Here is a 23370-nt window from a genome sequence, read left to right as displayed (position 1 = left end):
GCTCCACACAAAAGCAGGCGCTATAGCCTGAAGCGGGCGAGACAGGTGTCCAGTGCCACACATTCACGGTCCAGACGCTGACACACATCGAGCGCCGTATCCATTTGCGATGCCTGATGATGGCTGCCGTCGGCAATCCGCTGAATGCTTTGGCTGACATTGCCGCTGACATCACTCTGCTCTTTGGATGCCTGGGCGATATGGTCGTTCAGGTGCATGATGCGCTGCACCGAGGCGACTATGCTGCTTAGCGAGCTGCGGCCGCCTTCAACCTGCATTGCTGTGCGCTCGCCACTGCTGCGGCTGCTGGCCATCACGGCCACCGCGTCCCGCGCCCCTTGTTGCAGACGGGTGATCATGGCCTGAATTTCCCCTGTGCTGTCCTGGGTCTTGCTGGCAAGACTGCGGACTTCATCGGCCACTACCGCAAAGCCGCGCCCCTGCTCGCCGGCGCGGGCCGCTTCGATGGCGGCATTAAGCGCCAGCAGGTTGGTCTGGTCGGCAATGTTGCGGATGACATCGAGGATGGAGGCGATGTTGGCCACATCCTGCTCCAGCGCATTTATCACATCACTTGCCTTGCCTATGTCGTTGGCAAGGCTGCCCATATCGCCAATGGCGCGTTCAATCACCAGCTGGGTATCGGCGGCATCTTTGCCCGCCGAGGTGCTGGCATTGGCGGCATCAACGGCGCTTTGTGACACCCCGGCGCTGCTGGCACTGAGTTCATGTACTGCGGTGGCCACGGCATCGCTGTCGCTGCGCTGGGTATCGGCGTTGCGTGACACATCGCGGGTCAGCTCAACCAGCTCAGCGGTTTGCGAGCGCACGTTGTCGGCGGCGCGGGTCACGTCCTTGAGGGTGTGCTGAATTTTCTCGGCAAAGTCGTTGAAACTGTGGGCAAGTGCGCCGAGCTCATCATCGCTTTGGGCGCTGAGGCGCTGGGTTAAATCGCCATCTCCCTTGGCGATGGCTTCCATGGCCTGCTGCAGGCGGGTGATGGGGGCAAGCAGCCAGCCCGACAGCAGCCACACCAGCACGGCACCGCCACCGACGGCGATAAAGGTGCCCACTTCGAGTACCACTGCAGTGTCTTCAAGCTCGTTGCTCTGGGCTTGCTGCTGTTTGGCGATGTAGTCCTCTATGGCGGTTTGTAAACCCTTGAGTTCGCCGCGCATCAGCGCAAAATCCGCTTCCAGCTTGGCGCCGTGGGTTTGGAACAGCTGCGCTGCATCCTGCGGGTTTTCAAGAAATACCCTGTGGCTGCCCAGCCAGCGCTTAAGCTGATCCTGCAGCGAATCGAGCCTCGGGCCTTCGCTCGCCGGCAGGCGGCCATCGGCAATCAGTGGCCTGATGCTTTCGAGTCTGGCCTGGATTTTTGGTGCATTGTCCTGGTATTCAAACAGCCAGTGTTTGATGTCGTCACTGTTTGGGCGGGCGAGTGCCAGGCCCTTGATGGCATCTACAGTTTGGTAAAAATCGCGGTAGGCATCGTTTAAGTCGTTGTAAATCGGAGTCAGCTCGGTGGTGGATTCTTTGCCGAGCCGGGCGGCGGTATTGAAGTTGAGAATTGCGATGATGATAAGGGTCAGGAAGGTTGCACCAACGGCAATTGCCGGCAGGGCAATTTTGGCACGAAAGCCTAAAGTCATGAATTAATCCTTGTCAGTAGAAGGGTTTAATACTTTTTTCCCTGTATCACCATAGTATCTGAGGCATTTGTGAAAAATAACTGAATTGCGTGCTGTTTATCTTAACTTTGGCGCTGGCAGACAGAATTGCTGATTTTTGTGATGAGGTTCAAAAAAGATTGTGGAAGGCGAAAATTTGATCTAAGTTGATATCAAAGTGATATCAATAGGAGGTGGTCATGGTTCAGGAAAAACGTGGATTTTCGCTTAACGGTTATATCGCCTTTGTGGTGCTGCTGTTTTTGCAGCTGCTGTTTTTGGGCATGTTCCTCAAAGGCTATGTGGTGGCAGGCTTGCTTGGCGGCATACTCAATGGCCTGTGCTGGCTTGGCTTTTTTATGGTGCAGCCCAATCAGGCCAAGGTGATGACGCTCTTTGGCAGCTACGTTGGCTCAGTGCGCGACACCGGCCTGCAGTGGACCATACCGCTGTTTGCCAGACGCACGATTTCACTGCGGATCCGCAACTTTGAGAGCGCCAAAATCAAGGTAAACGACAATCAGGGCAATCCCATTGAAATCGCGACCATAGTGGTGTGGTCGGTCACCGACAGCGCCGAAGCCGTGTTCGAGGTGGATGACTACGAAAGCTATGTCTCTATCCAGAGTGAGGCGGCGCTTCGCAATATGGCGAGCAGCTATGCCTACGATCCGATGGATGAAGATGTGGTGGCGCTTCGAAGCCATCCGCAGCAAATTGCCGATAAGCTGAAGCAGGAAATTCAGGAGCGCCTTGGCCGCGCCGGGGTCACAGTGCATGAGGCCCGCATCAGCCATCTCGCCTACGCCCCTGAAATTGCCAGCGCCATGCTGCAGCGCCAGCAGGCCAGCGCCATCATCGCCGCCCGGGCCAAAATCGTTGAAGGTGCCGTGGGCATGGTGGAAATGGCGCTTGAGCGGTTAAAGGCGCAAAACGTGGTCGAGCTTGATGAAGAGCGCAAGGCCGTGATGGTCAGCAACCTGCTGGTGGTGCTGTGCGGTGATAAAAGCGCCCAGCCTGTAGTGAACAGTGGCAGCCTGTACTGAGGTGTGAATGACGAAAAAGGCATACCCACTCAGGATAAGTGCCGATGTGCTGGCGGCCATGCAGCGCTGGTCCGATGATGAGCTTCGTAGCCTCAACGCCCAGATAGAGTTTGTGCTGCGCGATGCGCTGGTAAAGAACGGGCGGGTAAAGCTGGTGCAAAAGGTACTGACTGAAGTGGTTGAAAATGAAGAGGATGCGCGAGAGTCTGATGCAGACGGTGCGGGTGAGTAATAAGCGCATCATTATCGGGTTTCACGCCCGATAAAACCCAAAAGGAAGCCTTCGGGCTTCCTTTTTACTTAATCGCAAAGCCTCTATTGCAAAGCGCCTGAATTGCGAAGCGCCCGTACTGCTAAGCATCTATGTTGCTAAAGGCCAGTAAGCCCTCGCCTGAGGCCGTTCGACATCAGCGCGCCACGCCTGAGCCCAGCAGTTCCTGGCGAATGGATTTGGCCAGATTGGCAACCCACTTGTTGTAGTTGCGATGGATACTGCCTTCGTCAAAGTCGAGGTTTTCGCTGTTTTTGTAGCGGATGGCGTAGCTGTCCTGATTGAACGGGATTTGAACGCTGGCGCCATGATTTCGCACCGAAATTTGCGCTTCAATCAGCCCTGGGGCAACCACTTTTGCTATCCAGCCGCGCTTACGGCTGGCGCTGAGAATACTTTGCTCCACTTTGCTAAGGGCAAGCGGCTCGCCACTAAAGCTGGTCGGCACCAATTGCTCCTCCAGATCCAGTACAGGTTTACTGGTGCAGCCACCCAAAAGCAGTAATGCCAGCAGCAGGCAGGGCAAAAGTCTCATGATTTACCTCATTCATGGATCCGGACAAACGGCGGCGCAGATGTGCTTCGCAGATGTGCTTTGTGCCGATTGCAGGCAGGGTATCAGAGCGAGCTGAACCTTAGCTGACGCAGGGTAACATTTGCAGCAAGCTTGTGACTTAAGGCTGAAGCGGGCAATAAAAAAGCCACACGAATGTGGCTTTGGGCGGGTTAGCCGGTTTGCGGCTTATGCGGTTTACTCAACCTTCCAGCCGATAGTTTCACCGGCGCGGATAGGCACAACAGTCGCGCCGCCGAGCGGGTAAGACTCAGGCACCTGCCAGGGCGCTTTAACCAGAGTAACAGTGTCGCTGTTGCGTGGCAGACCGTAGAAGTCAGGGCCGTTGAAGCTGGCAAAGGCTTCGAGCTTATCGAGTTTACCTTCGGCTTCAAAGGCTTCGGCATAAAGCTCCAGCGCTGCGTGGGCGGTGTAAGAGCCGGCGCAGCCACAGGCGGCTTCTTTTTTGTCCTTGGCGTGGGGCGCAGAATCCGTGCCGAGGAAAAACTTCTTGCTGCCACTGGTCGCGGCCGCCAGCAGCGCCTGCTGGTGGGTGTTGCGCTTGAGAATTGGCAAACAGTAGAAGTGCGGACGAATGCCACCGGCCAGCATGTGGTTGCGGTTATACAGCAGGTGGTGGGCGGTGATGGTGGCGCCAACGTTATCACCGGCGGACATCACAAAGTCCACCGCATCCTTGGTGGTGATGTGCTCAAGCACAATCTTAAGGCCCGGGAAGTCAGCCACAACCTTTGACAGGATGTTTTCGATAAAGATGCGCTCGCGGTCGAAAATGTCGATGGCAGAGTCGGTTACTTCACCGTGAACCAGCAGCAGCAAACCTTCTTCTTCCATGGCTTTGAGCACGCCATAGATGTTCGCCACGTCGGTAACGCCCGAATCCGAGTTGGTGGTGGCACCGGCCGGATACAGCTTGGCGGCAACCACTTTACCTGAGGCTTTGGCGGCGCGGATTTCGTCCGGGCTTGTTTTATCAGTCAGATACAGCACCATCAGCGGCTCAAAGGCGGTGCTGCTGTGGGCCTTGATGCGCTCGTAATAAGCGAGGGCGGCTTCAGTATTGGTAATAGGTGGTACCAGGTTTGGCATCACAATGGCGCGGCCCATGTAACGGCCGGCGTCGCGCACTGTGTCGGCAAGTGAGACGCCATCGCGCAGGTGAATGTGCCAATCGTCCGGACGGGTGAGGGTAAGTTTGGTCATAGGGCTATCTTCGGCTGTGAGAGTGGCCAGATTTTAAGTATCCGGGCTTTAAAGGGCAAGGAGGGCGCGATAATAGTCCCGCTCAAGGTTTGGCCGCAGCGCCGCTTTGGGCTATAGTAGCGGCTCTTTAATGGAGTGGTCCCAACAAGGAAAAGATGTTGAATATCCTGCCTAAAATCGCACTTTTTGTTGCTTTGTTCCCCGCGATGGCCAGTGCAGGCGCCGAGCGGATTATTGCCCTGTCGCCCCATGCCGTGGAAATGCTGTATGCCATAGGCGCGGGCTCGCGCATTGTAGCGACAACCGATCATGCTGATTATCCCGAGGCGGCCAAACTCATTCCCAGTATCGGCGGTTATTACGGCATTCAGATGGAGCGGGTGCTGGAGCTTAAGCCCGACCTGATAGTGACCTGGGATGGCGGTAACCGCGCGGAAGATCTGGAAATGCTGAAAAAATTCGGCTTTGCCACCTTTTCCAGCAGCCCCAAAACCCTCGATGCCGTCGCCGAGGAGCTGATAGCCCTTGGTGAGCTTACCGGCAATGAAGACAAGGCGCGTCAGGTTGCCGCGGATTTTCGTGCCGAACTGGCGGCGCTTAGGCTCGCAAATCACTCTAAAGCCCGCAAAAAACTCTTTTATCAGCTCTGGGGCCAGCCGCTGATGACAGTGAGCCACGGCAGTTGGATCCAGCAGATAATCGAAGTCTGCAACGGCGATAACCTGTTTGTCGACGCCAAGGGCGAGTACCCGCTGGTGAGCGTCGAGGCCGTGCTTAAGGGCAAACCTGAGCTGATTTTGATAAGTCAGGAGCAGGGCAACACCACCGCCGTAGACTGGAGCCAGTGGCCCGAAGTGCCGGCGGTGGCCAATAAGCATATTTATCAGCTTGATGCAGATCTGTTGCACCGCGCCGGCCCCCGCGCGATTCAGGGCGTGGAAGCGCTGTGCGGCGCTATCGATAAGGCGCGCTGAGCACGTTCAGCTTGGCACGTTGAGCCTGGCGCGTTGAGCTTGGCGTGTTAACTTAGGCGCGTTGAGCTTGGCGTGTTGAGTCAGGCGCGTTGAATTAGGCGCGCCTGTCGTTGCCAATACGGCGCGTTACCACTGCCAGGCGGAGGTCTTTTTGCCAAGCACTCTGCCATCGAAACGCTTGATAGCGCAGCCATTTATCAAACCTTCAATTCTCAAACCGTCATTGTTGTCGCCGCGCAGGCCATCTGTATCCGAGCCTGCACCGACGCTTTGTGAGCCCAAGCCTGCCCCAAAGCACACATGCAGCGGCAGCAAATGCTCTTCCCGCGGATGACAATGGCGTCCGCCCGGCGCCTTATCCCACGCGCATAAGCGCTCGGCTTTGTCGTTTGCGCTGCTCGATGGGTCACTGAGGGTGTCTTCAAGCCAGCGCTCAAAGCCTGTATTGAGCGCATCATCAGCGCCGCCCATGCCAAAGGCGCGCAGGTTATGAAACGAAAAACCTGAGCCGAGAATAAGTACGTTTTCGTCCCTTAGCGCAGCGAGCGCCTTGCCCATGGCAATGTGCTGCGCCCCATCCAGCCCTTTTATCAGCGACAGCTGCAGCAGTGAAATATCGGCTGCGGGATACATCAGCATCAGCGGAACAAATACCCCGTGGTCTATACCGCGCTGGTTATCTATGTGGGCAGTAAAGCCTGCGTTTTGAAGCAGCGTTTGTATTCTTGCGGCAAGCTTGGGGGCGCCCGGCGCCGGATACTTAAACTGATAGCTTTGCGGCGGGAAGCCATAGTAATCGTAGATAAGCCCGGGCTGGGCGCTGCCGGTTATGGTGGGTACAGTTTCTTCCCAATGGGCGCTGATAACCACAATGGCCGACGGCTTGGCAAAGCTTGCCGGCAGCGCCTGTAAAAAGGCAATCAGCTCAGCGTGGCTATGCTCGGCATCGGTATGAGGGGGCTCATCGAGCAAAGGCATGGGACCGCCGCCGTGGGGAATAAACAGAACCGGGGCTATGTTGGAGCGAGGCATTTTATTCTCCTGAGTCAGGCGGAGCAGGCAAAAAGGCAAACAGCCGGGCGCGTTAATACAAACCAGATACCAGTGTGCCTTTAGCGTGCCGGGCCAAGCAAGATATAAGCAAGATATAAGCAGGATACTAAGCAAGGGAACAGCAAGGGGGAGCGCATAGCTGATGCCATCCGAACAGTAGCTCCAACCTAAGTATGCCACTTTGTGTCCAAGGCTGCTGGCTGGCTCACTGTTTCGGGAATGCGGCACTTTTGCCTGATTGTTAAGCCTTTTTCAAACGACATAGAGTCGGACTATCAACCAGATACGGTACTGGGTACGTCAGCCAATCCGGCTGCCTGATTTTGCCTTGCCGTGCGCATCAATACGGAGATTGACCGATGAAGTCTGCATTCCACGCCCTGTCTCGACAGCAAACTGAGGCGCGACATAAAGCTAAGCCCCGACATCAATTTAAGGCCCTGTGCGCCGCCATGGCGCTGGTATTTGCCGCTGCAGTACCGGTGCAAACCGCAACCGCCTGTACCGGCGTAACCCTGGTTGCCGACGATGGCGCCGTTATCTTTGCCCGTACCGAGGAGTGGGGCACCTTTGATTTGAATTCGCGTATCACCATTGTCCCCCGGGGTTATCAAATCAATACCGACCTGCCCGATGGCAAGAAAGGGATGTCGTGGAAAACCAAATACGGATTGGTCGGCGTAGATGCGCTCAATAAAGACCTGTTTATCGACGGCATGAACGAAAAAGGCCTGACAGCCAACCTTTTCTATCATGAAGGCTTTGCCGAGTACGCCAAGTACGATCCGGCCAAGGCTGACAGCTCGGTGCCCATTCTGGCACTGGCGCCTTATCTGCTGACCAATTTCGCAAACACAGACGAAGTGCGCGCCGCGCTTGAAAAAATTCAGGTGGTGGGCGTGCATGTGGATGCCATCGGCGGCGTGCCACCGGTGCATATTTTCCTCACGGATCCGCGAGGTAAGGCCATAGTGGTGGAATTTACCAAGGGTGTTACCACAGTGCATGAAGCGCCGCTCGGGGTGGTGACCAACGGCCCCAATTACGACTGGCACATGAACAACCTGCTCAACTACGTCAATCTGGATGAGCCGTTGCCGCACCGCCAGGCCAAGGATATCAAAGCCATCAAATTTGGTGCCGGCGCCAGGTTGTATGGCCTGCCGGGCGATTTGACGTCACCGTCGCGCTTCCTGCGCGCGGCCGCCTATGCCAGCACCGCCCGTAAAACAGCCGACGGTGATGAGACCCTGTATGAAGCGTTCCGGGTGCTGGACAACTTTAACCTGACGGTGGGCACAGCGGCCGAGGGCGGCGGTGAAGTGAATCAAAAAGGCATGCGCAGCTCCACCATCTGGACCACGGCCTACGACACAAAAAACCTGGTGATGCATTACCACACCATGCACAACCGCCGGGTGCGGGAGGTGGATTTCAACAATCTGGATTTCAACGCCAAAGAGGTGGTGCGCCTGCCGCTGGATAAAGAAAAATCCCAGGACATAGAGCAGCTGTTCCCGCCTAAAAACGGCTGATAACGCCAGTTTTTTTCATCCTGCGCTGTTGTTGCCCGGCCTCCTGTGCCGGGCTTTTTTATGGCTTTTCACCGCTGTCCGCTTTTTTGCTATTAACCAAGTCGCGCTTTGATATCAATTAAATCGCTCGAGCCGCATAAGGATTGCCTTGCCAATGGCGCTGCTCGATGGTAGCAACGTGTGCGGCAGCGCGATTTCCACCTGCTCGCAAAGTGCCTCATCCATCAGCCAGGGGGCGGTGACTTCCGAGAGCGCCACTACGCCATCGTTACTCTCGCCATAAAACGGCGGCAGCGTGCGGCCAGCTGTAGAGATGCCACGGGTGCCAATAAAGGCGCAGCAGGGGATGTTAAGCTGCTCGCTCGGGGCGCCGATGGCGGCCATCCGCTCTTTGCTGCCAAGGAGTTGCCCTGCATCGCCGCTGAAGAGCCGAAACAGCAGCCTTGGTTGTAAACGGGCGGCAAGCCGGGATGGATTGACGGGCGAGCCCAGTAAAAACAGCATCTTTGGCAGATTGACCGGTGGATTAGGGCCCGTGAGCAGGTAGCGGCTGATGACGCCGCCAAGGGAGTGGCCAATAAGCACATAGGGGGCGTTTGGCCCAAGGGCGTTGATTTTGGCTGCAAGACGGTTTGCAATGGACTCCACCGACTCGGTGGCGGCAAGGTAGCCAAGCACATGGCAGCGGATACCGGCGCGCCTTAAGGTCATCAGCAGCGGCAGCCCCGACAGCGGCGTGCGCCCAAGGCCATGGATGAAAATCGCGTGCATTGTTTGAGTTTCCATTGTGCTCCCTGGCAAGCCTCATTCCGCACCCTGAAAGGCCTTGGCCGGCGAGCCATGATAAGCCGCGCCCCGTCAGGCTTGAACATCCCCTTATTAGCTGGCTAAATGAGCCAAAACACAAATGAACATTTATCCATTTTCGGGAGCCTTCCATGACCACCTTACTCACCTGTCTGCTGCTTGCCATGTTGCTGCCTTACCTTGCCAAAGGGCCGGTGGCGGTGGCGATGGCAAAACTTGGCGGCTACGACAACCATCATCCCCGCAGTCAGCAGGCAAAGCTTGAGGGTTTTGGCGCGCGGGCGCTGGCGGCCCATCAAAATGCCTTTGAATCTTTGCTGATTTTTGGTCTGGCGGTGGTGGCTGTGATTGCCGCAGGCAAGGTCAATGGCACCGCCGAAGTGGCGGCCGTGGTGCATGTGGTTGCCCGGGTCGGTTATCAGCTCGCTTATCTGTACGATACCGATAAGCTCCGCTCAAGCCTCTGGTTTGTAGGCATAATCGCAAGCTTCACTGTGCTGGCGCAGGCGTTTTAAGCGCGCAGCCAGCAGCTTCAGCTAACTCAATAAATACCCCAAGCCGCCAACTGTTGGCGGTTTTTTTCTATACAGGAAAAAAGTATTACCAGCCAGCCTGCGACCTATACCTTCTGGCTAATTTGCTGTAATGGTTAGTCTTTTTAGGTGATTTCTGCGCTTCAATCCTGCTACATTGCTCAGGTTCCAACAGTGATGCAGCGGGACACTGCGGCCAGGGGAGAGGCGATTTGAAGCAGGCATTATTGGCAGCCTTGTTGCTGCCTTTGTTGTTAATGCCATCGGGCAAACTGATGGCGCTGAATGATGATGTGGAGATCAGCGGGCTGGTAATTGACAGAACCCTGACCCGCTTTGGCAAGGAATTCAGCTTTCATTATTCCTCGTACTTTCGCGAATTGCCCTTTACTCAGGGCTTTAACGTGACCCTCATTGAAACCGTGTTTCCCCAGGCTGGCACGCTGCTGGTACTCGAAATCAACGGCACCAAAATTTACAGCACCCATTTTGGTCGCCGAGCCAGTTCAATTGAAGACAAGGCCAAGGAAGCCGTGCTTATCACAGTGGATTATCTGGCCGCGGTACGCGCCAGTGCCATTACCGGTGATGAGCTGCAGCCCATTGGCGGCACACAGGAATAACAATGAACAGGAAGTTACTGATAACCGCGTTGGCGCTGTCGGGCAGCGTAGGCGCGACCGAATTGGTGTATACCCCGGTTAACCCGAGTTTTGGTGGCTCGCCCCTCAACGGCGCCTTTTTGCTCAACAAGGCCCAGAGCCAGAACGACAATCAGGCCGAGTCGTCAGAGAAGGACTTTGTCACCCGGTTTAAAGAGTCGCTGGAGCGCAATATCATCAACTCCATCACCCGCAAGGTGGCCGATGGTGAGGTGAAAGACGGCGTGTACGACACAGGCGATTATCGCATTGAGGTGGCCACCAACGGCGGCGGTGTGGTGTTGACCATTACCAACCAGCTTACCGGCGAAGTGACTGTGATTGAAATGCCGGTGTATGGAGGTAACCCATGAGACTCATCGCCGCAGCGCTGCTGCTGACCTTGGGTGGTTGCAGCCTTATCCCCAAGCCCGATGTCAACATTACCGAAGCGCAGGTGAATCCGCTCAGCGAAACCATGCGCAGCCTGCAGTCTAAGCCCGGCCCCAAATACCCCATTCCGGTGGCGGTGTACTCGTTTCGGGATCAGACCGGTCAGTATAAACCCCAGGCCAACGTAAGCTCGTTTTCCACCGCCGTGACCCAGGGCGCCACTTCTATGCTGGTGCAAACCCTGCTCGACACCGGCTGGTTTACCCCGGTTGAGCGTGAAGGGCTGCAAAACCTGCTTACTGAACGCAAGTTTATTGATAAGCAAAAGAAAACCGATGGCTTGCCTGTGATGGCCAACGCCCGCTTGCTGCTCGAAGGCGGCATTATCAGCTATGAAACCAACACCAGCACCGGCGGCGCTGGGGTGGAATACTATGGCATTGGCGCCTCTGAAATGTACCGCGAAGATCAGGTAACCATTTACCTGCGCGCGGTGGATGTGCACAGCGGCAAGGTGCTGATGTCGGTCAACACCACCAAGCGGGTGATGTCGCAGGAGATGCGCGCCGGGCTGTTTCGCTTTACCAGCTTAAACCGCCTTGCCGAAGCTGAAATCGGTTTTACCACCAACGAGCCGGTGCAGTTTTGCGTGCAGCAGGCCATTGAGGTAGCGGTGGCAGAGCTGATTGAAAAGGGTATTCGTCATGGCTACTGGTCGGCGTCACAAACGGCGCCCGGCAGCCAGCAGCTGGAGCAGGAAGGCTAAGGGCTGTCTAAAAAAGCGCTTTGCTGCCAACAAAAATGGGTGCCTCGGGCACCCATTTTTTTCATCGCATACACAGCCAAAATCAAGGGCGCAGCGCATTCCAGAACAATTGAAAACTCGCCTCGCGGTGGGTCTCATCCCGGGCAAGTGCCGGGCGGTCCAGAAAAAAGCGGCTGGCCGACAGATACTGGCCGTGGCAGTTTTCCAGCAGCAGTGGCAATGGCAGCGCGGCAATCACGCCACGCTTTTGGCCTTCAAGGATCATGGCGCCGATAAAGCCCAGAATCCCCTGCATGGCTTCTTCCCTGAGCGGCAGCGGAATTTCCACCGACAGCGAAAACTGCTGGAAAAACTGCTGCTTGTCGGGGTTTTCCATGCCCCAGTCGATGGCGCCCAGCCAGAGGGTGCGGGCCTGCTGCTTAAGCTCGCCTTCCGGCACAGCCATGGCGCCAAGGGCGTTGGCAAATTCCTGTTTCACCGATAAAAACAAGATTTCCAGCAGGGCTTCTTTACTCGGAAAATGGTGAAACAGGGTGCCGGTCGCAACCCCCGCCGCCTTGGCAATGCTGGCGGTGGAGGTGCCGTGAAAGCCCTGTGAATTAAAGAGCTTAAGCGCCGTAGCCAGAATTTGGCTGCGCTTGTCCACGCCCTCGGTTTGCTTAACCATGGGAGTTTTCCTCAGCGCAAAAACACTTTCATCAGCAACTTTTGAATCGCATTGCCGTAGGGCGGATGCACCATTTTGCCTGTGTTCAGCCGACCCCGCTTAAGCACGGTTTTGGCGTGGCTGAAGGTACGGAAGCCTTCTTCGCCGTGATAATGCCCCATGCCGGATGGACCAATGCCACCAAAGGGCGCGTCATCGGCGGCCACATGGAATACCGTCTCGTTGATACACACGCCGCCGGAGTGGGTGAGTTTGAGCACCTTGTCCTGAGTGTTGCCGTCGAAGCTCATCAAATACAGCGCCAGCGGTCTTGGGCGGGCATTGATGTAAGCAATGGCCTCATCCAGCGTGGCGTAGGGGATAACCGGCAGCAGCGGGCCGAAAATTTCCTCCTGCAGCACCAGCATGTCGTCATTCACCTTGGTCAACAGCTGGGTTGGCAGTTTGCGGATGGGATGCAGCGGCGCTTCGCCGCTGGCGCTGTGAACCTCGGCGCCCCTGGCTTTGGCGTCATCGAGCACTGCCATCAATCGCTGCCACTGACGTTCGTTGATGATGGCGCCATAGTCTTTGTTGGTTTCGACCTTGCCATACAGGGCGGCAAACTTGGCCTGGTAGGCGCTGATAAAGGCGCTTTCCTTGCCCTGAGGCACCAGCACATAGTCGGGCGCGACGCAGATTTGCCCGGCGTTCAGGCATTTACCGTAAATCAGCCGCTCGACGGCGGTATCCATGTCCATGTCCGGCGCCACTATTACAGGGGATTTGCCGCCAAGCTCTAAGGTCACAGGCGTCAGATTGGCGCTCGCTGCGCGCATCACATGCTTGCCAACTGCCGTGGAGCCGGTAAAGAGAATATGGTCAAAGGGCAGGGATGAAAACGCCGCTGCCACCTCGGCCTCGCCTTCGATAACGGCGACTTCCTGTTCATTAAACACCTTGGCTAGCATGGCTTTAAGCACTTTGTTGGTGGCCGGGGTGAACTCGGACATCTTCAGCATGGCGCTGTTACCGGCGGCAATGGCGGTGACCAGCGGGCCGAGGCTTAACATCACCGGGAAGTTCCAGGGCACGATAATGCCGATAATGCCCTTGGGCTGGTATTCGACCTTGACGCTGGCTGGGGCAAGCAAAATACCGGCGTGACGGCGGCTTGGCTTCATCCAGCCTTTAAGGTGCGACAGGGTGTAATTGATGTGATTAATCACCGGCATGATGTCGGATATGCGGCTGTCGTCGGCGCTGCGATCGCCATAGTCCGTGGCCAGCGCCTCGATAAGCGTATCCTGCCTGGCAAGCAGCGCCGCCTTGATGGCATGGAGTGCGGCGCGCCGCTTCGCCATCGTCGGGAAGGGGGCTGCGGCAAAGGCCTGTTTTTGCGCATTAAACAGATTTTGCATGGCGGCGATGTGCTGGCGCTCGCTCTGGTTGTCGTTTTGATTCGGGCTCAGGCTTTGTGGCGCGATGGCATTCATGGCGGCTCCTCCGGATGGGGGGAAGGGTAGCGACAGGTCGGCATAAAAATAAACCGACTGATTAGTCGGTCAATGGTAGTGCGGGGGACGGATTTTGGCAAGCAGTCCGGAAAAGTTTGAGCTGGATCACGTCTGCGGCCGCTATCCGGGGTCACACTTTAAAGACAGCAATTCACGAACTGCATTCACCGACTGCAATTGAAGTGAGCAGGCAATTGAAGTGAGTAGACAGGGACAAGGAGGAGTAAATGGCTGAATTAAGACACGGGCTCAGCATAGGGGTTGAGCGCCACGGCAAGGATGATTTTTTTGTGGTGCTCAGGGTGGTCGGCACCTTAACCCATGCAGACTACGAGCGCATGGTGCCTGTGCTTGAAGGCGCCATTGCCGGTGTCAAAGACCCTGACATCTATCTGCTTGCCGACGTAACCGAGCTTGACGGTTTTGAAGCCCGCGCCATGTGGGATGATTTAAAGCTTGGCATCAAACACGGCCGTCACTTTGAAAAAGTCGCTGTGGTCGGTAAGCCCGGCTGGCAGGAGTGGATGACCCGCTTCGCCGATTGGTTTACCCCCGCCGATGCCAGATTTTTTATCGACCGGCAGGATGCGCTCGAGTGGCTTGGAGACTGAGCGCCTGGTGAATGCATTGCGCGGAGCAGGCTTTTGCCTGGCACAGGTAAATGCAGGTAAATGAGGAGGATATCATGATTAACAAAGCGATTTTGTGGCCCACCGATTTTTCAACCACGGCGTCCCATGCACTGATGTATGCGGTGGAAATGGCTAATTTTTACCGTGTGGGGCTTAAAATATTGCACGTTGTGCCCCGGCCGATGGGCGATGAAAACTTCATGATTTTGGCCATCACCCCCGATGAGCTCGCCAAGAGTATGGAAGAAGCGGCGGCCGCGAAAATGCGCGACCTGCTCGCCAAACTCAATACTGATCTTAAGGTTGAAACCCGTATTCGCCAGGGTGACGCTGCAGAGGAAATCGTACGTGAGGCCAATGAAACTGACGTCGGCATGGTGGTGATTGCCAGCCACGGCTATAAAGGCTTGCAGCACTTTTTGCACGCCAATGTGGCCGAGGCGGTGGCCAATGGCGCCCATTGTCCTGTGCTGGTGGTTAAGTAGCAGGTGGTCGAATAGCTGGGCGTTAAGTCACTGGCCGTATCCTAACCGGCCGCAAAATAGCCGGCAGCGCATAAACTGCTCGCGAAGTGAATTGCGGCGAGTGGTTGCAAAGTTGTAGCAAAATTCTGTGAACACTTTTCTTTTGTCAGAAATTCCGATAGGTTGCGCCTTTGTAAACATGGAAACTTCACAGGGAAGACTGACAAATGACATCAAACTCTCGCGCTCTGATGCTGGCCCCCTTGCTGGCCGTTTTGCTTGCCGCCTGCGGCTCTACCCCAAAAAGTGAGCCGGCCAAACCACAAACAAACGTACAAACAAACGTACAAACGAGCGCAGAAACAAATCCTGCCGTTGAAACTGCGCCTGCAACTGAACAAAGCCTGCTTACGGCTGGGCAAGCATCAACTGACGCTGTAGCCTCTGCACCTGCTGCACCTGCTGCACCTGCTGCACCTGCTGCACCTGCTGCACCTGCTGCACCTGCTGCACCTGCTGCACCTGCTGCACCTGCTGCACCTGCTGCACCTGCTGCACCTGCTGTAGCCTCTGCACCTGCTGCTCCTGAGGCCAACACTGCCGCGGCCATTGTCGGCGAAGCCGGGGTGTTTTATATCGAAAGCAACATTCCCTTCAAAGACAGCGATGAGATTGTCTCCAAGGTCAAAGAAGAATGCACCGCCCTTGGCAGCCAGTTTGCCGACTCGATTGTCAAATACGGCAACAAGCAAAAACTGCAGATTAAGTCGGTCGATGCGCTGCCAACCCAGGGCACTGTGGTCAAGGTGACCATCAACAGCGTGATAAGCGAAGGTAACGCCAACCCCTTTAACCCCCATCGTAAGCAGGTGTTTGCCACTGCAACCCTGATGGTGGATGGTAAAGCTGCCGACAGTAACACCTTTTCCCGCTTCTCCGGCGGCGGCTTTTGGGGCGGCTTCAAGGGCTCGTGCAGCGTGCTGCAGCATACTGTGAACACCCTCGGCAACGATGTCGCCAAGTGGCTGAAAAAGTCTGCCGCCAAGGCCTGAGCTCAAGCTCAGCTATTTGCCGTTGCAAAGTCTGACATTACAAGGTCTGACGTTTAACGCCAGTTCTGCAGGTGCAAAGGATAAAAGAAAAGCTGCCAACGGCAGCTTTTCTGTTTTTAATCAGCCCGTTTCAGGGCATTGATTTAACTGTGATACTCAATGTGCGCCATCAGGCCTGTTGCTGCTGCATTCGTAACAGCCACTTGCCGTAGATAAAAATCCCCACCGCCGAGATGGTGCCGATGGCGGCGATGATGTACCAGGCCATGCCGATGTTGTGGGCGTTGTACAGCACTTCGGTGAGCTCGCGGCTGCCGCGGCCAGTAAATTCCACCAGATGGCTGAACGCCTCGCCATTGGGAATGGCGGCCACATCGGCGGCGCTCATGCCTTCTTCGCCCAGCATCTGGCGGGCGAACTTTTCTTTCGAGGCGTACATCTCATACAGCTTGGGGCCGAAATAGCCTTCAAGGCCCCAGCCTATGCCCTGTGGCAGCATCACAAAGCCCAGATACATTGCCTTTTTGCCCTCTGGGGCGATATTGCCCATAAACTCGTTCTTTTTCGGGCTTATCATCATTTCGCCGAGCGAAAACATGGCGATGGCCAACACTATGTACCAGGCGGCATGGGTGGCGCCAATCATCACAAAGGCGCCGATAGACAGGAGGCAGCCCCACAGCATGGCGGTGGTGATGCGGTACTTGGCAGTGAGTGCCGCCACCAAAAAGCAGCTGGTCATAATAAGGCCCGCGTTAAGGTTCAACATGCCTTCGGGCATCACCTTGGTGCCTTCGTTATTCAGCCCAAGCCAAAACTGCAAAATGCCGCTGCGGGTGCCTTCTTCGCCAAAGAGGCTTGTGACAATCACGCTGGTATCGACCCATTCGGCAATGTGAATGGGCAACACGTCGAACAGTGAGTTGAACAAAAACCAGAAACCGGCAAACACCAGCATGTAGTAAATCACCACCGGCTTTTTCAGTTCGTTCCAGGCATCCTTCCACAGAAATTCCTGCTTGAGTTCGCCGGCTTTGATTTTGCGCTGGCGCTCGAGGCGCGCCTCTTTGCCAGGCTCTTTATAGGTGAGCAAAAACAAAAAGTTAAGCGAGATAATTGCGGCGCAGGCATAAAACACATTGTCCCAGGAGAGCTGGCGCATATGCACGGCCACCAAAGGGCCAAGGAAGCCGCCGATGTTTACGACCTGATAGAAAATGCCCCATGCCATGGAGCTGTTGTCTCGCCGTGTGGCCAGCACCAGGGTGCCCTGAATGCCGGGTTTGAAAATCCCCGTGCCCGCCGCCAGCAGCATGGCACCGGCCATAAAGCCCCAAAAACTCGGGAACCAGGCCATACACAGGTAACCACCAATCTTGATGATGGTGGAGGCGAAGATGGTTTCTTTGTAACCGACCCGGTCAGAAATACCGCCGGAAAACACCGGGATAAAGGTTTGCAGTATCGCCCAGGTGGAGATGATGATGCCGTAATCCGACAGGCTGATCCCAAGGCCGCCTTCGGACACAGGCGCTTTGGCATACAAACCGGCACTGGCCTTTACGCCGTAGTAGGCGATGCGCTCCACCAGTTCCATGCCACCTACCAGCCAGAAAATGTATCCCAGGCTCATGATGGAGGCCCACATGCCAAGCTGTTTGACCTCTGAAAGATCGTTGCCGGCAAGCTTGCTTGATTGACTCATGACGCTTCCTTCTCTTTGTCTTTTTATTGGTGTTGTTATGCGGCCGTGGCGTGCATGCCACAACCGTTCCGGGGGAGTCTGCCGCCGGAATAGGCCACTGTACCGTTTTTAACGCCAAAGACCAAAAAATGCGGCCAAAGATGTGGAATAAGCACAGTCAGCGCAACTGCCGTTGAAGGCGATGAGAAAAGGGCGGGCAAGATAAAAAAACGGGAGCCTTTGAGGGGGAAATCCAGGGCTCCCTTCCACATGGAAAATACGCGACTCAGAAAACCTTGGGATCAGAACGGATACCAGATGGCGTCTTTGCGGCGTAGGTTGATGATATAGACACAAAGCGCGATAAAAATCAGCGCCGGAAGGGGTGAAGGAACCTTAAAAGCAATATGAAAACCGGCGGCGCCCAGCATGATGGGAATAAGCCCGGTGGCGGCCAGCGCACTCCAGCGCGGCAGCAGTAAACCAATGCCGGCGGCAAACTCGGCGGCGCCAATAAAGTAGCCAAACCAGGTTGGTAAATTCATGGCGTGAAAGGCGCGGTGCAGCTCCGGCACTCCGGCGAGTTTGGCGGCGCCAAACCCCAGCATTGGCAGCGCCAGCAATACTATGGGGGTAAACTTTAGTATGTCTTTGAGCTTACTCATAAAATGCACCATAAGTGGATTGGTGAGTTAAGTATCAGTCGATCAAAAAATAAATTATATTGATGTTAATTTATCAGGATGATTCAAAGAGTTTATCGTTATGCCTTCAATCGAACAGCTTAAGGTGCTGAATGCCGTGGTGGAGTGCGGCTCGCTGCGTATTGCCGCCGAGCGCCTGTGCAAGACCCAGCCCGCGCTGACCCATGCCATCCGCCAGCTTGAATCCCTGCTAGGGCTGAGTCTGTTCAGCCGCGATGCATACCGGCTTAAGTTAACCGATGCGGGTGAGCGCATTCATCAGCTGGCCATGCGCACCCTGGAGAGTCACAACGAGCTGTTGCAGGTGGCGGGATTTCTTGCCGGCGGCAATGAGGCGCAGGTGACGCTGGCGGTGGAGGCCTCCTTCGAGCTTGCGCCCATTCTGCCGGCCTTTGAGGCGGTGCAGGCCGAGTTTCCCGCCTGTGAAATTATTATCCGCCAGGAGTATTTGACCGGCGCGGTGGAGCTGGTGCAAAAAGATCTGGCAGAGCTTTGTATCAGCCCGCTGAGCCCGTCTCTCAGTCCGTCCAAAGGCGCGGGCAGCAGAATCCAAATGCAGTTTCTGACCCGGGGTGAGATGGTGAACGTGGCGTCGCCCAAGCTTATCGCGCGCCACAGTGCACTGCAGACGGTGGCACAGCTTAAGGATGAATATCAGATTTTGGTGCAGGACAGCGGCAGTGGCAGTCGTGGGGTTAAGTTTGGGGTTCAGACCGCACAGCGCCACTGGTACGTCAACAGCTTTGCCACCAAGCTGTCGCTGATTGAACAGGGCATGGGCTGGGGGCGGCTGCCGCTGTGGATGATTAAAGCTGCTCTGGATGAAGGCCGTTTGCAGCGACTCGAGCTTAAGGATATGAGCACCTGCGAGCAGTTTGGGTATTCGCTGGCACGCCGCGCCGATATCACCCCGGGGCCGGTGGCCGCGCGGCTGTGGCAGGCGCTGGCGGCAATCGCTTAACCAGCTGTGGCTGTTGTTGCTTAGGCGATAAGGAGTGTGGCTTGGGCAAAGGCGCCGTAAGCCATCAGCGCCATACGCAGAGCGCCGTAGCCACTGCACCAGAAACTCCGCACCAGAAACACCGCACCAGAAACACCGCACCATAAACAGTGCGCCCGAAACAGTGCGCCGGCAGGCTTTAATCCCGTTATGCCAAACCATTAAAACCGCCACCGGGGCGCAGAAAAGCCTTGGGTGGCTGCGTCAATTAATCCTCAGTTAACCCTCGCGGGTGAAGATGCATCAGCCGCCCGGCCCACCGGCTGATTGGCGGCCTTTACCCCTTTGATTTGGGCCTTTCCCCCTTTGATTGGGCCTTTACCCCTTTAAGTGGGCCAGGCCCAGCGGCATAATGCCCGCCTCTTTTGTTATTCAGGATGGATACATGTTCAAAAAGCTCCTTGCTGCCGTTGGTATTGGCAGCGCCAAAGTCGACACCCGTTTGCATCAAAGCCGTTTGCTGCCGGGACAGCAGTTCGAGGCCACCATAGTGGTGAAAGGCGGTGATGTGGCACAAAAAATCGATGGTATCGATTTGGCGCTGATGACCAAGGTAAAAGTGAGTACCGACAATGGTGAGTATTTCAAAAACCATTGTCTGGCCAAGTGGCGGGTGGCGGAGTCGTTCGAGGTTCAGCCCGGCGAAGCCCGCGAGCTGCCGTTCAGGGCGCAGCTGCATCCTGAGACGCCTTTCACCGCGCTGCCAGTTCGTAACAACCAGTGCCATGTGTGGATCCAGACCGGTGCCGACATCGACTCGGCCATCGACCCGACCGACGCCGATGTGGTGGAAATTCTGCCAACACCTGTGCTTGAGCATGTGCTGAACGCCATGAACGAACTGGGCTTTGCCCTCACCAAGGCCGATGTGGAGCAGGGCTACCTCAATGCCCCTAGTTTCCGCTCCCGCTCCGGCTGTTATCAGGAGCTGGAATTCCACCCCCGCAGCTTTGGCTTCTCCAGTCTGCGCGAAGTGGAAATCTCTTTGGTGTGCGATGAAACCGAGACTCATCTCTTAATCGAACTCGACCGCGCCTTCCGCGGCGACGGTTACACCGCCTTCTCGCTCGCCAATAACGCCAGCGCCAGCGAGGTGCTGACCAAGCTTAAGCACTACATCCGCTGATAGCGGCTTTCAGCAGGCTGATTAGCATGGTAAAAAAGGCGCCTCTATGTCTGACCAGGGCGCCTTTTCTTTTTGGAATGGCAGAGCCCCTTTCAGAGCTCTTGCGGAAGCCAAATCTTTCGGCTGTCCTGGTTTTTCTCTTGCTGTTTTTCGCTTGGCTAGATTTCGTCTCTTGGCAGGGAGTCATATAAAACACTTCCCCACAGATAGAGCTCACCCGGTTTTACGACCGCGGGAAATTTCTCTTTGCCGCTATACCATTCGCTGTAAATGCTGACCGCTAACTCACTGCAGTAGTAATTATTGGGATAGTTAAAGCCAATGGTGCCCAGAAAATCGTAGTTACTGCCCACTAGTTTTTCCGCCTTGTTCCAAGCCGCTATGGCGTTGGCCTCAGTGCGCCATCTTGGCCGAATAATAATCAGTCTGTAAGATTTATCGATAAAATCATCCAGTTCTGACAAATGAACGCCTTGGCCTTCCGCCTCGACAATTTTAAGGGAGTCCCGATTGAACACCCCTACATGACTAATGGGAATACCGGTCGCGTTGGTCACCAGGTTATCGGTGGCGTGATACCCCCTAATCACCAGCCAATCGCCGGTCTTAGCCAGCTTTAACAGCTGCTCTTTGATACGCATGTTTTGTTCTGCGTGTATTGTTTGACTGGTGATTTCCACTGTTGGTCGAGCCATACAGCCCAAGAGAACTGTTATGGCGATAAGCAAGCAAAATACTTTTTTCATTTTCAGCAATCTACCATTGAAAGGTATGTTCTTTGGCGCGTGGTATAGGTGGAATCTATCGGAATCAACGAAGGAATCAAGAGCCAATAAAACCAAAGGGCATACAACAGCATTAACGAAAAGTTCGGTTTTATTATCCCAATCTCTCAAGCTAATTTAAAATCATTACAAAATAGAGAGTTAAAGGCATGTTGATATCAGGCTCAAGCCTGTTTGGTCAACATAAGAGGGGCTGATTCACGTTAAAAGGGATGTAGTGCCGTGCTGCATTGCTTGCCCCGGCACCACTTGCCACCGGACTTGGCTTTCATGGCACACATCGCGTCCCACCGGCCGCTGATGCCACTGTATTGGCGACGAAATTCTTTCGCTGAAGTTATCCAGGCATCATCGCTGATACCAAGTTCATGCAAAAGCTTAGGTTTGGTAGGTGTAATAAAGCCGCGTTTGTCGTCACGCACTGCTCGGCCCGTCCAGTCAATGAGTTCCAGATAATCGGCAAAGTGAAAGGGGATCCCGGATTGCTCGGCGTTAATGGCAGCGCCATCGAATTGAAGTAACGGCTTTAGCGAGGCTTTTGGCGGCGCAGGCTCTGCAAGGTCAGTTATTCGTTCCTGAATCGATGTGTAATCAGATGCTTGCAGCGAGTCAGCAATGCCTGCACGAATGGGGTTTAAATCTACGTACATCATGCAGGCGAGCAGCGCCTGTTCATCGAGTAACGCCTGAGATTTAAATCGCCCTTCCCAAAATACGCCCTTGCAGCCATCTTCCCGATTGGCCTTGCGGGCAATTTCTTCGTTTAAGCACCTCATAAACCAACTGATACTGCCAAGCCGCTCCTGCCAGTCACTAATCAAGCCATCGACCAAGACGCGCTCGCCCTCTGACAGGCTTTCGCCCTTGAGGAACTTTGCCGCGACGGGATTGCCGCAAAAAAGCCGTGTCCAACGTTCTATCACTTCAAATGGCGACAGCGACTTTTGAGCGACAAGGTCAATTTTCAGCACCAAATGATAGTGATTCGACATCACCGCATAGGCGCAGACATCAATACAAAATATCGACGACAACTGCCTGATTTTATCAACTATCCAGCCACGGCGATGCTCATAGCTACGGCCTGATAGCGCATCCTCGCCACACAAAAACGCCCGTCTGACACAGCGATTTATCACATGGTAAAAAGGCGTACTTTCGGCATCAATTAATTGGCGACGAGCGGTAGTCATGGCGAGCCTCAACAGGTTCAAAGGAGGTTCGTCAAAGCCTAGTCGAGGGGCGGCGAAACCTCAAAAAGGTTTGGCTGTCCTCAAAGATTTTTGGCAACTCAATCTCAGACCCAATTGCGGGCGGATGTGGCTTGGGCAATAAATTTCATTGCCCAAACGTGTCGACGAAGCCCACAGTCAAAGTCTAATAAAGACAACAGCTTGGATGGAATGCTTCATCATCTCAATGCTTAAGGTCCAGTCTATGGGGCGCTCCTATAATTCCAACCTTATGAAGGGGGAAGTACAGGCTAAGTATGCCATGGAAGAGTTGGGTCATAGTTTCGTACCTTGCTAATTGGAGAACTGGAGGCTGAATGTTGACCTTTAAATTCAGACATAACATCTTCCCTACGCTGGTTGACTTTCCCAACGACAACTTGAAACTCGTCATTGGGGTGTTTTCGACTGAGAGCATCAATCTCTGGCTTAAAGATGGCGTTGGCTTGAGGGGCATCACAGGCAGCGATGGTTTTATTGAAAAGAATTTTCTGATTTTCATCAACAATCAATACCCAAACCTTTTCAAATTCAGAATTTCGACGGCAGTTTGAGATGGAATCAGTAGAGTTGTAAATAGAACTCGAACGGTAGGGGAGGGTACCCTCGCCGTCACATGAGAAACAAATACCATCGAAAACGTGTGAATATCTAGGAATGTAACCTCTACCGCCACATCTTCCACAAGTGTACATAAACCAACTCCTTCTATTTAATGTGAGCAACAGTGATAAGCAAGCCATCTGAAACAACCACGTATGAGCTTTTACATCGGTCAACTTGAGCTAGCTCATAGCCCTCAGAAACAAGCCTATTTGCAATTTTTTTGGTCAGTGTGTAGACGCTGGAGCCTGAAGAGATTTTCTCAACTCCATGATTGACGATTAAGTCGATATCGGCACTGGAGAATCCTCTTTGCTGCATCCGCTTTTCCACATGACTGGTATACATAAGCATGCCCTCGTGTTGTTCGTTATCGACAATTTAGGCAAGGGAATGCACGTCATTCAAGTCACAAATTTGTGACTTTTTGTGCCTGAGCTAAAGTCACAAATTTGTGAC

At 54.8% G+C, this 23370-nt stretch carries 27 protein-coding genes; 14 read left to right on the top strand and 13 right to left on the bottom strand.

Annotated features, from left to right (window positions below):
- Positions 1 to 20: 20 nt before the first annotated feature.
- Positions 21 to 1652 (bottom strand): methyl-accepting chemotaxis protein, encoded by a 1632-nt coding sequence (locus KJI95_RS03970; protein ID WP_214505849.1) that lies wholly within the window; start codon positions 1650 to 1652, stop codon positions 21 to 23.
- 218 nt (positions 1653 to 1870) lie between these two features.
- Between KJI95_RS03970 and KJI95_RS03965 the strand changes: the two genes are divergently transcribed.
- Together KJI95_RS03965 and KJI95_RS03960 are read left to right on the top strand one after the other, a co-directional pair.
- Entirely contained in the window at positions 1871 to 2716 is an 846-nt protein-coding gene (locus tag KJI95_RS03965) for an SPFH domain-containing protein (RefSeq protein WP_214505848.1), read from the top strand.
- Between the two features lie 7 nt (positions 2717 to 2723).
- Entirely contained in the window at positions 2724 to 2948 is a 225-nt protein-coding gene (locus KJI95_RS03960) for a type II toxin-antitoxin system antitoxin (RefSeq protein WP_214505847.1), read from the top strand.
- A 175-nt stretch (positions 2949 to 3123) separates the two neighbouring features.
- Here the strand turns inward: KJI95_RS03960 and KJI95_RS03955 are convergent, their stop codons facing one another.
- Both KJI95_RS03955 and pyrC read right to left on the bottom strand, forming a co-directional pair.
- On the bottom strand, positions 3124 to 3522 hold the full coding sequence (locus KJI95_RS03955) for a hypothetical protein (RefSeq protein ID WP_214505846.1): 399 nt from the start codon (positions 3520 to 3522) through the stop codon (positions 3124 to 3126).
- A 216-nt stretch (positions 3523 to 3738) separates the two neighbouring features.
- Complete coding sequence (gene pyrC / locus KJI95_RS03950; protein WP_214505845.1) at positions 3739 to 4764, bottom strand: dihydroorotase; 1026 nt, start codon at positions 4762 to 4764, stop codon at positions 3739 to 3741.
- 206 nt (positions 4765 to 4970) lie between these two features.
- Here pyrC and KJI95_RS03945 point away from each other — a divergent pair, with 206 nt between their 5' ends.
- On the top strand, positions 4971 to 5738 hold the full coding sequence (locus KJI95_RS03945) for a cobalamin-binding protein (RefSeq protein WP_250885640.1): 768 nt from the start codon (positions 4971 to 4973) through the stop codon (positions 5736 to 5738).
- A gap of 126 nt (positions 5739 to 5864) precedes the next feature.
- On the opposite strand, the gene KJI95_RS03940 is transcribed toward KJI95_RS03945, so the two are convergent.
- Positions 5865 to 6770 carry a DODA-type extradiol aromatic ring-opening family dioxygenase gene (locus tag KJI95_RS03940; RefSeq protein ID WP_214505843.1) on the bottom strand — a complete coding sequence of 302 codons (906 nt, stop codon included), beginning with the start codon at positions 6768 to 6770 and terminating at the stop codon, positions 5865 to 5867.
- Between the two features lie 380 nt (positions 6771 to 7150).
- Between KJI95_RS03940 and KJI95_RS03935 the strand changes: the two genes are divergently transcribed.
- Positions 7151 to 8326, top strand: a complete 1176-nt coding sequence (locus tag KJI95_RS03935; RefSeq protein WP_214505842.1) for a linear amide C-N hydrolase — start codon at positions 7151 to 7153, stop codon at positions 8324 to 8326.
- 114 nt (positions 8327 to 8440) lie between these two features.
- Here the strand turns inward: KJI95_RS03935 and KJI95_RS03930 are convergent, their stop codons facing one another.
- Positions 8441 to 9112, bottom strand: coding sequence for an esterase/lipase family protein (locus tag KJI95_RS03930; protein ID WP_214505841.1), 672 nt, complete (start codon positions 9110 to 9112; stop codon positions 8441 to 8443).
- Positions 9113 to 9264: 152 nt separating this feature from the next.
- On the opposite strand from KJI95_RS03930, the gene KJI95_RS03925 reads away from it, so the two are divergent.
- The 4 genes from KJI95_RS03925 to KJI95_RS03910 all read left to right on the top strand — a co-directional run bounded on the left by KJI95_RS03925 (position 9265) and on the right by KJI95_RS03910 (position 11466).
- The gene (locus tag KJI95_RS03925) at positions 9265 to 9648 is read left to right on the top strand and encodes an MAPEG family protein (protein WP_214505840.1); all 384 of its coding nucleotides are present in this window, start codon (positions 9265 to 9267) and stop codon (positions 9646 to 9648) included.
- 275 nt (positions 9649 to 9923) lie between these two features.
- Positions 9924 to 10289: a curli production assembly/transport protein CsgE gene (locus tag KJI95_RS03920; RefSeq protein ID WP_214506183.1), complete on the top strand. Its 366-nt coding sequence runs from the start codon at positions 9924 to 9926 to the stop codon at positions 10287 to 10289.
- Positions 10290 to 10291: 2 nt separating this feature from the next.
- On the top strand, positions 10292 to 10681 hold the full coding sequence (locus KJI95_RS03915) for a curli assembly protein CsgF (RefSeq protein WP_214505839.1): 390 nt from the start codon (positions 10292 to 10294) through the stop codon (positions 10679 to 10681).
- On the top strand, positions 10678 to 11466 hold the full coding sequence (locus KJI95_RS03910) for a CsgG/HfaB family protein (protein ID WP_214505838.1): 789 nt from the start codon (positions 10678 to 10680) through the stop codon (positions 11464 to 11466). The genes KJI95_RS03915 and KJI95_RS03910 overlap by 4 nt, the downstream gene beginning before the upstream one ends.
- 82 nt (positions 11467 to 11548) lie before the next feature.
- Here the strand turns inward: KJI95_RS03910 and KJI95_RS03905 are convergent, their stop codons facing one another.
- A complete protein-coding gene (locus KJI95_RS03905; protein ID WP_214505837.1) occupies positions 11549 to 12133 on the bottom strand; it encodes a TetR/AcrR family transcriptional regulator in 585 nt (194 codons plus the stop codon).
- Between the two features lie 11 nt (positions 12134 to 12144).
- Positions 12145 to 13608: a coniferyl aldehyde dehydrogenase gene (locus KJI95_RS03900; RefSeq protein WP_432653773.1), complete on the bottom strand. Its 1464-nt coding sequence runs from the start codon at positions 13606 to 13608 to the stop codon at positions 12145 to 12147.
- A gap of 248 nt (positions 13609 to 13856) precedes the next feature.
- On the opposite strand from KJI95_RS03900, the gene KJI95_RS03895 reads away from it, so the two are divergent.
- Both KJI95_RS03895 and KJI95_RS03890 read left to right on the top strand, forming a co-directional pair.
- The gene (locus KJI95_RS03895) at positions 13857 to 14240 is read left to right on the top strand and encodes a SpoIIAA family protein (protein ID WP_214505836.1); all 384 of its coding nucleotides are present in this window, start codon (positions 13857 to 13859) and stop codon (positions 14238 to 14240) included.
- 74 nt (positions 14241 to 14314) lie between these two features.
- On the top strand, positions 14315 to 14746 hold the full coding sequence (locus KJI95_RS03890; protein WP_214505835.1) for a universal stress protein: 432 nt from the start codon (positions 14315 to 14317) through the stop codon (positions 14744 to 14746).
- A 387-nt stretch (positions 14747 to 15133) separates the two neighbouring features.
- Here KJI95_RS03890 and KJI95_RS03885 read toward each other — a convergent pair whose 3' ends face one another.
- Positions 15134 to 15301, bottom strand: a complete 168-nt coding sequence (locus KJI95_RS03885; RefSeq protein WP_214505834.1) for a hypothetical protein — start codon at positions 15299 to 15301, stop codon at positions 15134 to 15136.
- A gap of 50 nt (positions 15302 to 15351) precedes the next feature.
- On the opposite strand from KJI95_RS03885, the gene KJI95_RS03880 reads away from it, so the two are divergent.
- Positions 15352 to 15777: a hypothetical protein gene (locus KJI95_RS03880; protein WP_214505833.1), complete on the top strand. Its 426-nt coding sequence runs from the start codon at positions 15352 to 15354 to the stop codon at positions 15775 to 15777.
- 169 nt (positions 15778 to 15946) lie between these two features.
- On the opposite strand, the gene KJI95_RS03875 is transcribed toward KJI95_RS03880, so the two are convergent.
- A complete protein-coding gene (locus KJI95_RS03875) occupies positions 15947 to 17482 on the bottom strand; it encodes an MFS transporter (protein ID WP_214505832.1) in 1536 nt (511 codons plus the stop codon).
- 281 nt (positions 17483 to 17763) lie between these two features.
- Positions 17764 to 18126 carry a DoxX family protein gene (locus tag KJI95_RS03870; protein ID WP_214505831.1) on the bottom strand — a complete coding sequence of 121 codons (363 nt, stop codon included), beginning with the start codon at positions 18124 to 18126 and terminating at the stop codon, positions 17764 to 17766.
- A 100-nt stretch (positions 18127 to 18226) separates the two neighbouring features.
- Between KJI95_RS03870 and KJI95_RS03865 the strand changes: the two genes are divergently transcribed.
- Entirely contained in the window at positions 18227 to 19126 is a 900-nt protein-coding gene (locus KJI95_RS03865) for a LysR family transcriptional regulator (protein WP_214505830.1), read from the top strand.
- A gap of 424 nt (positions 19127 to 19550) precedes the next feature.
- On the top strand, positions 19551 to 20291 hold the full coding sequence (locus KJI95_RS03860; protein ID WP_214505829.1) for a sporulation protein: 741 nt from the start codon (positions 19551 to 19553) through the stop codon (positions 20289 to 20291).
- Between the two features lie 158 nt (positions 20292 to 20449).
- Here KJI95_RS03860 and KJI95_RS03855 read toward each other — a convergent pair whose 3' ends face one another.
- Positions 20450 to 21037 carry a YiiX/YebB-like N1pC/P60 family cysteine hydrolase gene (locus tag KJI95_RS03855; protein ID WP_214505828.1) on the bottom strand — a complete coding sequence of 196 codons (588 nt, stop codon included), beginning with the start codon at positions 21035 to 21037 and terminating at the stop codon, positions 20450 to 20452.
- A gap of 242 nt (positions 21038 to 21279) precedes the next feature.
- On the bottom strand, positions 21280 to 22269 hold the full coding sequence (locus tag KJI95_RS03850) for a transposase (protein ID WP_214505827.1): 990 nt from the start codon (positions 22267 to 22269) through the stop codon (positions 21280 to 21282).
- Between the two features lie 356 nt (positions 22270 to 22625).
- Here KJI95_RS03850 and KJI95_RS03845 point away from each other — a divergent pair, with 356 nt between their 5' ends.
- Positions 22626 to 22862, top strand: a complete 237-nt coding sequence (locus KJI95_RS03845; protein ID WP_214505826.1) for a hypothetical protein — start codon at positions 22626 to 22628, stop codon at positions 22860 to 22862.
- 154 nt (positions 22863 to 23016) lie between these two features.
- Here the strand turns inward: KJI95_RS03845 and KJI95_RS03840 are convergent, their stop codons facing one another.
- Positions 23017 to 23259 (bottom strand): DUF4258 domain-containing protein, encoded by a 243-nt coding sequence (locus tag KJI95_RS03840; RefSeq protein ID WP_214505825.1) that lies wholly within the window; start codon positions 23257 to 23259, stop codon positions 23017 to 23019.
- Positions 23260 to 23370 lie beyond the last annotated feature (111 nt).

The organism is Shewanella jiangmenensis, assembly GCF_018596335.1.
Lineage (GTDB): Bacteria > Pseudomonadota > Gammaproteobacteria > Enterobacterales > Shewanellaceae > Shewanella > Shewanella jiangmenensis.
This window is presented reverse-complemented; position numbering and strand designations above follow the sequence as displayed.